Below are 12613 nucleotides of genomic sequence, written 5' to 3'. Positions count from 1 at the left end.
TTTCAGCTTAACTTCTTTTGAATCTTGGCCCAGCTATCCTTAAGGGTCGCCGTTCGGTTGAACACCAACCTTCCATCCTTTGAATCCTCATCCACGCAGAAATAGCCCTTTCTTAAGAACTGAAACTTATCGCCAACCCTGGCGTCTTTTAGCGAAGGCTCAACCTTGCAGTTATCAAGCACAACAAGTGAGTTTGGATTTATGTTATCCAAGAAATTATCACCTTCTTCAGGGTCCTCTTTAACAAACAGATGGTCATACAGCCTAACCTGGGCATCTATGCAGTGCCTTGCGCTTACCCAGTGGAGCGTTCCCTTAACCTTCCTGCCATCCTCTGTCCATCCGCCCTTAGAGGCCGGATCGTATGTGCACCTAAGTTCAACAATATTGCCGTTTTCGTTTTTTACAACCTCGTTGCAGGTGATGTAATAGGCATGTTTCAGTCTCACCTCCCTGCCCGGTGCAAGCCTAAAAAACTTCTTCGGGGGGTTTTCCATGAAATCGTCCCTTTCTATGTAAATCTCCCTGCAGAACGGAATCTTTCTTGTGCCTGCACTCTCATCCTCTGGATTGTTTTCAGCATCGAGCCATTCAACCCTATCCTCAGGATAGTTGGTTATAACGACCTTTAAAGGATCCAAAACAGCCATAACCCTGTTGGCTTTTTTGTTTAGATCCTCCCTGATGCAGTGCTCAAGCAGGGCATAATCCACAACGGAGTCGGTTCTTGAAACGCCCGTTCTATCAACAAAATCCCTTATAGCCTCAGGCGTATAACCCCTCCTTCTTAAGCCCGCAATCGTTGGCATCCTCGGGTCATCCCATCCGTTTACATACCCCTCTTTAACAAGGATCGTGAGTTTTCTCTTGCTCAAAACGGTGTATGTCAGATTGAGCCTGCCAAACTCTATCTGCTGTGGCTTGTATATGCCAAGCTGATCTAAAAACCACTCATAGAGTATTCTGTGATCGGCAAACTCAAGCGTGCAGAGCGAGTGGGTTATAAGCTCTATGGAATCCTCAAGGCAGTGCGCCCAATCGTAAGTGGGGTAAATATACCACTTCTTGCCCTGCCTGTAATGGGGCTTTTTGATGATCCTGTACATCACAGGATCCCTCATATTCAAATTGGGATGGGACATATCTATCTTAGCCCTTAAGGTCTTTGAGCCCTCTTCAAATTCTCCGTTTCTCATCCGCTCAAATAGATCCAGGTTCTCCTCAACGGAGCGGTTTCTATAGGGGCTTTCCCTTCCTGGCTCTGTTAGTGTGCCCCTATATTCCCTAATCTCATCCGGCGTTAAATCGCAAACATAGGCCTTGCCCATCTTTATCAATTTAACCGCATACTCATACATCTTCTCAAAGTAATCAGAGGCAAAAAACAGCCTGTCTTCCCAATCAAATCCCAGCCACCTTACATCCCTCTTTATGGACTCAACAAACTCCTCACCCTCCTTTAAAGGGTTGGTATCATCAAACCTCAGATTGCACTTTCCGTTATACTTCTCTGCCAGGCCGAAGTTCAAGCATATGGATTTTGCATGGCCAATGTGCAGATAACCGTTGGGCTCGGGCGGAAACCGTGTGTGCACCCTACCCTCGTATTTGCCGGAATCTATGTCGTTTTCTATGATCTCCTCAATAAAATTCAAGGATTTATCGACCATATCACACCCCTTCAACGAGTTTTGGCAAAACCTCTTCAGCCTTATACTGCAAGAATATATCGGTAATCTCACCCGTATAATTAGACGGGTCTGGATTGATCTCTATGATAAAAGCACCGTTATTTTTGGCCAAGAAAGGAATCTGGCTTGCTGGCATTATCTGGCCCGTTGTGCCAACAACAAGCATAACATCGCAAATCTGGGCAAGCATAAAGGATTTCTCCAAAGCATCCTTGGGGATCTGCTCACCAAAGAAAACAAAATCCGGTTTTAAGATGCCCCCGCAATCGCATCGCGGAATATCCGCAGAAAGATCTACCCTATCCCTATTGAATCTTTTGGAGCAATCCATACAAACAAGTGTTTGTGCTGTCCCGTGGAATTCAATAACATCTTTAGAGCCTGCCGCCTGATGGAGGTTGTCTATATTTTGCGTTATTACAGGACAGGCAAGCTTTGCTATTGCTATATGGGCGGGGTTGGGTTTTACATCCTTAAGGAGATATTCATAGAATATCTGTTTTATGTATTTCCAGCTCTTGCTGGGGTTTGAGAAGAAAAAATCTATATCCAAGATGGAGGGGTCGTATTTGCTCCAAAGACCCGACGGCCCCCTAAAAGGCGGTATGCCGCTTGCAACGGATATACCAGCACCGGTAAAAGCAACAAGCCTTTCGGCCTTCTTTATCCTCTCTTTAGCTTTCTCAATGAGACTATCCATAGCAATGCCATTTTAGCATAGAAACACCACAAAAGTAAACAAGGCTTTGGAGGTAAAGACACATCTTATCAATATAACCTTGATTTTTAATTATTCATGATATACTTTTATTCTGATGGAGTTATTTGAAAACTGGCAAAAATATGAGAGAAATAAAACAAGAAGACTATTTAGAGTTTATAAAAAACCACTCAGAGGTCGTAATAGGAAACTCTGCAGTTAAACTTGAGGGTAATTTTGTTATTATAAGCAACTGCTCTCCCTCTGAAAATTATATACCTGAAAGAACCTCTGTTTGGAGTTTTCCAGACAGAGGAAAATGGGCAACCCATCGAGGCAACTATAGAGGCAATTGGTCTCCATATATACCCAGAAATCTCATACTAAAATATACAGAAAAAAACGATTGGGTATTGGATCAAATGATGGGAAGCGGAACCACACTGGTAGAAGCAAAACTATTACAAAGAAATGCTATAGGTATAGACATCAACTTAGAAGCTGTCATGGTCAGTAGAGACAGATTAAACTTCTCCTGTGATTCGAGTGTACATAATGATTACAGAGAACCAATAATAAAAACTTATTGGGGCGATGCCAGAAATCTTGATAAAATAGACAATAACAGCATAGATTTAATTGCCACACATCCACCTTATGCAAATATAATATCCTATAGCAGAAAAAAGAAAATAGAGTCAGACCTATCATCAATGCCGTTAAAGAAATACATATCTGGCATGAAAGAAGTAGCCAGAGAATCCTACAGGGTGCTAAAGCCTGGCAAAATATGTTCAATATTGATTGGTGATGCCAGAAAACATAAACACTATATCCCAATATCAAACATGATTATGGAAATATTTCTCAACAGCGGCTTTATTTTAAAGGAGGATATTATTAAAATTCAATGGAACATGAAAGCCACAAGGGAAAATTGGAGAGCAAAACAATATGATTTCTTTTTAATTGCCCACGAACACATCTTTGTCTTTAGAAAACCGGAAAATGAAAAGGATCTAAAAAAACATAGATTCAGCACAAAGCTGTGGAAAGATGATTAATTATAGTTTACTTGGATTTAAAAAATTTGAAGATTTTTCAAATTTTTTCTTCAAAACACTGCTACCATCAAATAAAACTTACGAATATTTTGTGGATTGGAACAAGGTAAAAAAGTCTTTAGATAAATACATAAATGAAATCTCTCTAATGAACTCATTGGCAAAGCTGCCCAAAGATCAAAGAGCAAAACACTTATATAGAATTTTAGAAGATTACCCGTCAACAGCACAAATAATACCCATATTAATAGCAGAGAGGCTTAAAAAGGGTAAAATAGAGGTATTCGATACAGATTTAGATAAATTCCTAACTTTAACCTTTAATACTCAAAATTTAAATAAAGAATTAATAGTAAAATTCTGCGAAAAAACTGGCATACTAAGCTTATTCGAAAAAATCAGCGATCTTTACGACTATTTGCTCGGGGTTGAAGTCGGCATGGACACAAATGCCAGAAAAAACAGAAGCGGCGCTATATTTGAAAAAATGGTAGCATATAAGCTCAATAAAATTATAGATAAAAGGTATAAAATAATAGAGCACGACCCCAATCTTTCTCTCTACCCCATACTGTTAAACAAAAAACTAAAAAAAGCAAAAAATCACGACATAGTCATATACTTAGATAAAAAACCCATTGCAATAATAGAATGCAGTTTCTATAACACTCAAGGAAGCAAACCAATATCAATTGCTGAAAGCTATCCTAAAATGCACAGAATAGCCAAAGAACTTAAAATAAATTTCATATGGGTAACTGACGGACCAGCATGGAATAGCATGAAAGAGCCCCTTTTAAGAGCAATGAAAGAAATGGAATGGGTATTGAATTTTAAAATGATAGACAAAATACCGAAAATATTAAAATCAATAAACACATGAAACCTTTTTTAAAATGGGCCGGTAATAAATATAAAATACTTGATAAAATATTGCCACTACTACCCAAAGGGGATAGACTTATTGAACCGTTTGTAGGGGCAGGTGCTGTTTTTCTAAATACGGATTACAAAGAATACATTTTAGCAGACTCAAACGAAGATCTTATCAATCTATACATTGTTATAAGTAAACATAAATACGACTTTATAGATTTCACAAAAACCCTCTTTACCCAAGAAAACAACACACCCGAGATGTATTATAAACTAAGAGATGAATTCAACAATACAAAAGACGGTTATTTAAAAGCAGCTCTTTTCATATATCTTAACCGCCACGCTTACAACGGACTATGCAGATACAACAAGCAAGGAAAGTTCAATACACCCTTCGGTAAATATAGAAAACCATACTTCCCTGAAAAAGAGTTAATAGGTTTTATCGAGAAAATAAACAAAAGTAAGACAACTTTTTTATGTCAAGATTTCGAAAAAACCATGATGATGGCACAAAAAGGTGATGTTGTATATTGCGACCCGCCCTATGTTCCACTATCAGAAACAGCAAACTTTACAGATTACTCATCTGGAGGTTTTACCCAGAAAGATCAAATAAGATTGGTTAGCATATCAGAATCTATTAGTAAAAAAGGCGTCTTTGTTTTAATAAGCAATCACAACACTACTTTCACCCAACACTATTACAAAAATGCATCCAAGATAATCACATTTGATGTTAGAAGATCAATCAGTTGCAATGGGAAAAATAGATCTAAAGCACCGGAAATTCTTGCTGTGTTCGGTTAATCACCTAATCATATGCGAAGGCAGAAAGTAAACAACCTCAGGAAAAAGGGCAAGGATTACAACCACAAAGATCATAATCAAAAAGAACGGGAAGCTGTATTTTATGATATTCCCCACCTTTTCGTTGGATATACCCTCAATAACAAACAGGCTAAATCCAACAGGTGGCGTAATCTGGGCAAGTTCCACCATAATCACCAAGAATATTCCAAACCACAAGGCTTCAAAGCCCGCCTGCTGCATTATGGGCAATATTATAGGCGTTGTCATAACAACCATAGAAACGCCGTCTAAGATAGCGCCGAGCAGAAGATACATAAAACCCACAATTACAAGGAGCTGGTAAGGGCTTAGGTGAGATTGTGCAACATAGAGGCTCAAGGCCCTTGTTATGCCACTAAAGCCGGCAACCTGAGATAAAAATGCAGCGCCCATCATGATAAAGGCTATCATGACTGTGGTTTTTATGGAATTCTTTACCGACAGCTTAAAGTTATCCCATGTTAGATTCCTAAACGCCGCAGCCAGAGATAAAGCACCCACAACGCCCAAGGCTGCAGCCTCCGTTGGTGTTGCAAAACCAAGATAGATGCTGCCCAAAACAAGCACGATCAGCAAAAATACAGGCATTATGTCTTTAAGCGCAACAAGCCTGTCCCTAAGACTAAACCGCTCATTATCTTTGGGCACAACATCCGGCTTTATCAGTGATACAACCATGATATACAAAGAATACAAGCCACCGAGCATTAAGCCGGGTATAATCCCTGCTATAAACAGCTTACCTATGGAGACATTAGACATCACCCCGTAGATTATCATTATCAGGCTGGGCGGTATCAAAAAACCAAGCGTTCCAGCACCGGCCAATGAGCCGACAGACAAACTCTTCGAATAACCCCTTTTTTGGAGTTCGTTTAAGGTAATCTTGCCAACCGTTGCCGTTGTGGCTGCAGATGAGCCCGATACAGCGGCAAACATAGAACATGCAACCACATTGAGATGCAAAAGCCTCCCCGGTATCTTTGAAAACCACGGCAGAAGCCCATTGAATAGCTTATTCGATATATCGGTGTGATAAAGTATCTCTCCCATAAATACAAACAAGGGAAGAGCAACCAAAGACCAGGAATCTAAGCTATTCCAGGAGGAGTTGGCAAGCAGCCCCCCGATTTTGGACCATATAGAGATGGTTGGCGGCAAGGTGAAATCGTAAAGCAGCATCGTTGCCACACCCGTTGCAAAGAGCGAAAAACCTATCCATAGACCCGACAGAAGGAACGCAAATAGGATTATAACCATGACAATTAGAAGGGTTAACGGATCGGATATCATCTAAACACCTTCAAAATCTCAGAAATCAACTGCAAAGCCAAAATAAAAAAGCCCACAGGCATACACAATTGAGGTATCCACAGCAGTGTCTGTGCAACCGTATCGGCCCTCATCTGATAGACATAGGCCTGATAGACCATCAGGCATGAATAGTAAAACATATATACAACCAGAGCCAATGCTATAGCCTTAACAACCAAACCAAACACCCTCTGCAACCCTTCAGGAAGCTTGGATGTCAGAACCGTTATCCTTATATGCCCGTCTTCTTTGAGTGTATAGGAGATAGAAAACATAACAAAGGCGGCAAACATATAGGCAGAATACTCATCGGTAATCATGATCGACTTATTAAACAGGCCCATAAGGGCTATATTGGAAACGATCAGAACTATAATGACAATTAGAAAAAGGGCGGATAGATAGGCAAACAGATCGCTTAGCCTATCTATCCAACCGGTAAGCCTCTCAATCATTACTTGATAAATTCTTTAAGGATCTTCTTCTCAGAGGGTGATGCCTTTTCTAAGAACTCATCCACCAACTGCTTTGAGGCCTTCTCCATCTGTTTCTCAAACTCCTCTGTAGGCTCGTTAACAACCATGCCGTGCTCCCTTATAATCTTCAAATCCTCGTTGTTTATCCTCTCAGAGTAAGCCCACTGGTATTCTTCGGTCTCTTTAGCTGCCTTCAGGACGGCCTCTTGTTGCTTTTTATCTAAAGCCTTCCAGTAATCCAGGTTTATGGTCACCATATTCAGGGGATAGGCATAGTTTATCGGTGAAAAATACTTCAAGACCTCCCAGAATTTACCGTTCTTGGTCGATTCTGCACTGGTCAAAACGCCGTTTATAAGGTTTGTTCTTAGGGCCGAATACACCTCACCCCAGGGCATGGATACGGCATTTGCCCCCAATATCCTTAAAAACTTCGCACCGTTTTTGTCGTATGTTCTAATCTTTAAACCCTTCAGATCCTTAGCCGTCTCAATCTTAACCTTTGTAACCAAACCGCTCGGTGGCCACGGGGCGGCATACAGAAACTTCTGATTCCACTTCAAGGCAGCCTTCTCATACAGCGGCTTAAACGCCTGATACAGCTTGTAGGCCTCTTTGTAAGAATTAACCAGCTTGGGCAGGGAACTTACGCCAAACACATGCTCACTGCCTGAGACCACACCCATCAAAATATCGGACATAGGAACCTGCCCATCCCTAACAACACGCAGAAGCTCAGGACCCTTAAACCCTAAGCTGCCACCGGGATAAACCGTAATAACAACGCTGCCGTTTGTGTATTTCTTCACAAGCTCAGCAAACCTAACAGCGCCCTTTGTGTGGATACTGTTTGGCCCATAGATGCAGTTTAGATTCATCTTGATGACCTTTGCATGCGAAAAGCCGCTAACAATCAAAACGGCCAACACAACAACAAACAACCTAAAAAACCTCATAAACACCTCCCAATCACTTCTTTGGCTTAAAATAGCCGCCACCGCCCGGTGTTTCTATCCTGACAATATCACCCTTATTTAGCTTCATGGTAAACTTGGGTGGCATCTCCATCTCCTTTGAATCCCTTATGATTATATTCCTGCCCCTCTTGCCGGCCTCTCCACCCTCAAGACCGTAAGGCGAAAGCCGCCTTCTCTCGGATAAAACGGTAATCTCAGCCTTATTGAGCAGCTCTATCTCCCTAACAAGCCCATCTCCACCACAGAAGGCACCCCTGCCACCTGAACCCCTCCTTATAGAATACTGCCTAACCCTAAAAGGATAGCTGTATTCCAAAGCCTCAATGGGTGTATTGAGTGTGTTGGTCATATGGGAGTGTATGGCGCTTTCGCCGTGGTGTCTGCTTGATGCACCCATGCCACCGCCCAATGTCTCATAATAGGCAAACGGTTCACCGTTTAGCTCATTGATGCCGCCGATGGCTATGTTGTTCATAGTCCCCTGGCTTGCAGCCGGTATCTTCTCCGGTATTGCCTTTGAGAGGGCACCCAGGATTACATCGACTATCCTCTGGGATGTCTCCACATTGCCACCGGCAACGGCGGAGGGAAAGACGGCATCGACAATACTGCCCTTTCTGGTTATAAGCCTCAGCGGCCTTAAACAGCCGGCATTGGTGGGTATGTTCTGTTCAACCAAACACCTGAACACATACAAAGCCGCAGAAAGCGTTATGGCATATACGGCATTTACGCTGCCTGAGACCTGATCGTCCGATTTTGTAAAATCCAGGGTTGCCTCATCCCCATCTATGGTCAAATCCAGCTGTATCTTTATGTTCTGCCTCTCAATTCCATCATCGTCTAAAAAATCCACAAATGAGTATGTCCCATCCGGTATTTTCAAGATCGTCTTTCTCATTATCCTTTCTGAGTAATCCATAAGCTCCTTTGCATAGAACCTAACGGTTTGTAAGGTGTACTTCTCTATCATCTCCTTGATTCGCTTAATACCGGTCAGGTTTGCCATTATCTGGGCCTTAAAATCCCCTTCCCTTTCATACGGTGTCCTTACATTGTTTAAAAACAGCTTGAACACGCTTTCGTTTATCTGGCCGTTTTCAACGAGTTTTAGCGGCGGGATTATCACACCCTCCTGGAATATGCTGCTCGATAGGGGCATCGAACCGGAACTCATACCACCCACATCGGCATGATGAGCCCTGTTCGCCACATAGAAAACCGGTTTCTCTTCACCCTCAACAAAAACCCCGGCAACGATGGTTATATCGGGCAGGTGCGTGCCGCCCTTGAACGGGTCGTTTAAGACCACCATATCCCCTTCCTTGAAGTCAAACTCCGATATTGCCGCCTTAACAGACATAGGCATAGAGCCAAGATGCACCGGTATGTGGGCAGCCTGGGCTATCATGTCGCCATTTTCATCAAATACAGCGCATGAGAAGTCCCTTCTTTCCTTTATATTTGCAGAGAAAGCCGTCCTGTTTAAAGAAACCCCCATCTCATCGGCCACCGAGGACAACTTATTCTTAAACACCTCAAGGAGTATAGGATTAACCTTCATCTTTTGCCCCTTCAATGTCAATTATGAGATTACCGTATTTGTCCACAACCGCCTTTGAATAGAAGGGTAAAACAATGGTGGATGAGTATTCAACTACAATGGCAGGCCCCTCAATAACATTGCCGCAGGTTAATTTATCCCTATCTATCACAGCCGTTTTGTAAAACTTACCATCAAACACCACATCCCTATAACCCAAAACAGCCTCATCTTTCAGCCTAAAAGAGCCGCAACGCATCGGACTAAAGTTCGGCTTTGACGGTATGCCTATAGCCCTAAGCCTTATGTTGACTATCTCAACCCTCTTGCTTATGTCTGCATAGCCGTAAAGCTTCCGATGGAGGTTGTGGAATGAATTTAAGTAATCCTCCTCAAACGGCACAACTATCTCATAGGATTGCCCAAGATACCTCATATCCAGATACTTCTCTATCCTGACCCTCTTTTCGATTCCCTCGTTCTTTAAATCCTCAAGCCCCTTTTCAACCAGCGGGTCGAATGCGGCATTCAACTCCTCATAATTCGTATCTTCTGCTTTCAGCATAACGGTTAGGGAGTAATCCTTAATAACATCAGCCATCAACATGCCTATGGCCGACAGTATTCCGGGATTCTTAGGAACAAATACCTTGGGAATCCTCAATAGCCTCGCCAAAAAGGCAGCATGCATTCCGCCTGCACCGCCAAAGGAGAACAGCACAAATTCCCTCGGGTCATAGCCCCTATCCACAGAGATCACCCTTATCGCCCTCTCCATCGATGCATTTGCCACGGTCAGGATGCCCTCTGCCAGCTCTATCTCATCCATATTGAGCTCTCTTGCCATCATGGAGAAGTATTTGTTTAGCCTATCCTTATCAAGCCTCATATTACCGCCCAAGAAGAACTCAGGCACCAATCTGCCTAAATAGAGATTGGCATCCGTTACGGTTATCCTCTCGCCCTTTCCATAACATATAGGCCCTGGATCAGCCCCGGCGCTCTCTGGGCCAACCCTTAATGAGCCGCCTGTATCTAAATAGGCAATGGAGCCACCGCCTGCTCCAACGGTATGTATGTCGATCATCGGCACCTTAACGGGAAAACCGCCGATCTCCGATTCAAAGGTTAAGGGTAGTTTAGAATCTATTAGCGACACATCGGTGGATGTCCCGCCCATGTCGAATGTAATGAGCTTAGAATAGCCCGCCATCTTGCCTATCTCAAAAGCACCGACAGCACCGCCTGCAGGCCCTGATAAAATCGTCCTGACAGACTCCTCCGATGCGGTTTGGGCCGAGATACTCCCACCGTTTGATTGCATTATCCTTAATTCATTATCCTTAAGCTCATCCATGATGTTGTAAAGGTAGCGTTTCATTTTTGGCGAGACATAGGCGTTGATTATGGTCGTTGATGCCCTCTCATACTCCCTGAATTCGGCCAATATCTGATGTGATAGGGATACGGGCAGATTTAACCTCTCAATAGCCGATTTCACCCTCTTCTCGTGTTCTGGATTCAAATAGGAAAACAAGAAACAGACGGCTACCGATTCCGCCTTTGCATCCTCAAGCTTTTTAACCAGGCTCTCAAGCTCCTCATCGTCAATATCCTCAACTATCTCACCCTTTGAGCTAACCCTGCAGGAAAGGCCAAACCTCAACTCCGAGGCCACAAGCGGCTCTTCCCTTTTGTAAAACAGATCATAGAGCCTCTCCCTATTCTGCCTGCCTATCTCTATGACATCCTCAAAACCCTTATTCGTTATAAAGGCCGTATAGGCGCCCTTTCTTTCCAATATTGCATTGGTAGCAACGGTTGAGCCATGGACAACCTTGAATTTATCGCCCTTGACTATGTGCTTAATCCCCTCTAAAACGGCCTCAGCAGGATTGGACGGTGTGGAAAGCAGCTTATAAACGCCCCACTTGCCGTCCTGGGTCTTGTAAATAAAATCGGTAAATGTACCGCCCGTATCGACACCTATAATCTCCATCAATTATCCTCCGATAAGTGATCGACCAAATATTTAATCATCCTCATACCTTCACTATCGCAAAACCTATCCCTGCTTATCACCTTCATATTCTTAAACAGAAAATAGTTGTTCTTGATGACCCAGCTATATCCAACCACCATATCTGCAAAACCCAAAAAGTGGCGATTCACCAAAATCTCATCCTGTGTGTATATGTAAAGCCTGTATTTATCCTTAAGCACATCCTGATAGACACTAATGGAGTTTTCCTTATCCATCCTTGAGGCCGCTATATAGAAGATCCTGCTGCCAAAGGGTATCTCATCGTTATCGGCAAAACCCTCAAGCGGGTGTGTCGCCCTCAAAGGAACAAGCCTAACACCCTCATAGACAAAAGGCTCAAGCTGCGGGGAGCAGAAAAACGGTGCAACGATGATCTTATTGTCTATAGCCCTGTTGGAAAGCTCACTTTTCAGTGTATCAAACGGCTTAAACACCACATTACACTCTATAAAATCCTCTATCTGGGACTTGGCAAATATGGCGATGGATTCGTCCTTTTCCGTATAGATCACATTGGATTGGCTCCTTTTGGCATTGGATATAACATCGTAAACCAACGACAATATATCCTCTTCGCTAAAGCCGTTTTTAAGCAAAGACTCAACAGACCCCTTGAAGGCCTCTTTAGAGCTTATAAATTCAGAAATCTGCTGTTTGGTGAACTTGGCCGTCGTCCTTGTTCCACCCTTCTTGTTGCTAACAAGATACCCCTTCTGCACCAGCTCCTTTTCCACCTTCTTAACCGTCAACTCACTGACACGGTCGCTCTGGGCTATCTCTTTAGCCGGCGGGAGCTTAAGCTGCGGGTTTTCTATGGCCTTTAAAATTAACTTCAATTTAACTATCTCGTGTTTTATGAAAAACCGATCGATATTCAATTTAACTTCATCACACATATTAACTTCATTTTAAAAATAAATTAGCAGTTGTCAAGAAAAATCAAACAGACTAACCTTTATATGATCCCTAATTTAATTTGACACTTGCCAAAAGGGCAAACATGCCTATTTTTCCTAAAAAAGTAATATTTTATTTACTTAAAAACGGAAGTTTTAAATTATTTCACTCTGTTC

General features: G+C 42.5%; 11 protein-coding genes. 3 read left to right on the top strand and 8 right to left on the bottom strand.

The window, feature by feature from the left end; genetic code table 11:
• Nucleotides 1-2 precede the first annotated feature (2 nt).
• Nucleotides 3-1670: a glutamine--tRNA ligase/YqeY domain fusion protein gene (locus D891_RS0103450; protein ID WP_025209639.1), complete on the bottom strand. Its 1668-nt coding sequence runs from the start codon at nt 1668-1670 to the stop codon at nt 3-5.
• A gap of 1 nt (nt 1671) precedes the next feature.
• Nucleotides 1672-2391: an SIR2 family NAD-dependent protein deacylase gene (locus D891_RS0103445; protein WP_025209638.1), complete on the bottom strand. Its 720-nt coding sequence runs from the start codon at nt 2389-2391 to the stop codon at nt 1672-1674.
• A gap of 143 nt (nt 2392-2534) precedes the next feature.
• On the opposite strand from D891_RS0103445, the gene D891_RS0103440 reads away from it, so the two are divergent.
• The 3 genes from D891_RS0103440 to D891_RS0103430 are packed head-to-tail and all read left to right on the top strand — an operon-like array spanning nt 2535 to nt 5144.
• Complete coding sequence (locus D891_RS0103440) at nt 2535-3455, top strand: TRM11 family SAM-dependent methyltransferase (RefSeq protein WP_025209637.1); 921 nt, start codon at nt 2535-2537, stop codon at nt 3453-3455.
• Nucleotides 3448-4338, top strand: a complete 891-nt coding sequence (locus D891_RS0103435) for a DpnII family type II restriction endonuclease (protein ID WP_025209636.1) — start codon at nt 3448-3450, stop codon at nt 4336-4338. The genes D891_RS0103440 and D891_RS0103435 overlap by 8 nt, the downstream gene beginning before the upstream one ends.
• Nucleotides 4335-5144, top strand: coding sequence for a Dam family site-specific DNA-(adenine-N6)-methyltransferase (locus D891_RS0103430; protein ID WP_025209635.1), 810 nt, complete (start codon nt 4335-4337; stop codon nt 5142-5144). Before D891_RS0103435 ends, D891_RS0103430 begins: the two co-directional genes overlap by 4 nt.
• On the opposite strand, the gene D891_RS0103425 is transcribed toward D891_RS0103430, so the two are convergent.
• From D891_RS0103425 to D891_RS0103400, 6 genes are read right to left on the bottom strand one after another with little or no spacing between them, the layout of a single operon-like run.
• On the bottom strand, nt 5145-6479 hold the full coding sequence (locus D891_RS0103425; protein ID WP_025209634.1) for a TRAP transporter large permease: 1335 nt from the start codon (nt 6477-6479) through the stop codon (nt 5145-5147).
• Entirely contained in the window at nt 6476-6955 is a 480-nt protein-coding gene (locus D891_RS0103420) for a TRAP transporter small permease subunit (protein WP_025209633.1), read from the bottom strand. Before D891_RS0103420 ends, D891_RS0103425 begins: the two co-directional genes overlap by 4 nt.
• Nucleotides 6955-7932 (bottom strand): TRAP transporter substrate-binding protein, encoded by a 978-nt coding sequence (locus D891_RS0103415; RefSeq protein WP_025209632.1) that lies wholly within the window; start codon nt 7930-7932, stop codon nt 6955-6957. Before D891_RS0103415 ends, D891_RS0103420 begins: the two co-directional genes overlap by 1 nt.
• Before the next feature lie 13 nt (nt 7933-7945).
• Nucleotides 7946-9517, bottom strand: coding sequence for a hydantoinase B/oxoprolinase family protein (locus tag D891_RS0103410; RefSeq protein WP_025209631.1), 1572 nt, complete (start codon nt 9515-9517; stop codon nt 7946-7948).
• Nucleotides 9507-11495 carry a hydantoinase/oxoprolinase family protein gene (locus D891_RS0103405; protein ID WP_025209630.1) on the bottom strand — a complete coding sequence of 663 codons (1989 nt, stop codon included), beginning with the start codon at nt 11493-11495 and terminating at the stop codon, nt 9507-9509. The genes D891_RS0103410 and D891_RS0103405 overlap by 11 nt, the downstream gene beginning before the upstream one ends.
• The gene (locus D891_RS0103400; RefSeq protein WP_025209629.1) at nt 11495-12436 is read right to left on the bottom strand and encodes a hypothetical protein; all 942 of its coding nucleotides are present in this window, start codon (nt 12434-12436) and stop codon (nt 11495-11497) included. Before D891_RS0103400 ends, D891_RS0103405 begins: the two co-directional genes overlap by 1 nt.
• Nucleotides 12437-12613: the final 177 nt, after the last annotated feature.

This window comes from Hippea sp. KM1, assembly GCF_000526195.1.
Taxonomy (GTDB): Bacteria; Campylobacterota_A; Desulfurellia; order Desulfurellales; family Hippeaceae; genus Hippea.
This window is presented reverse-complemented; position numbering and strand designations above follow the sequence as displayed.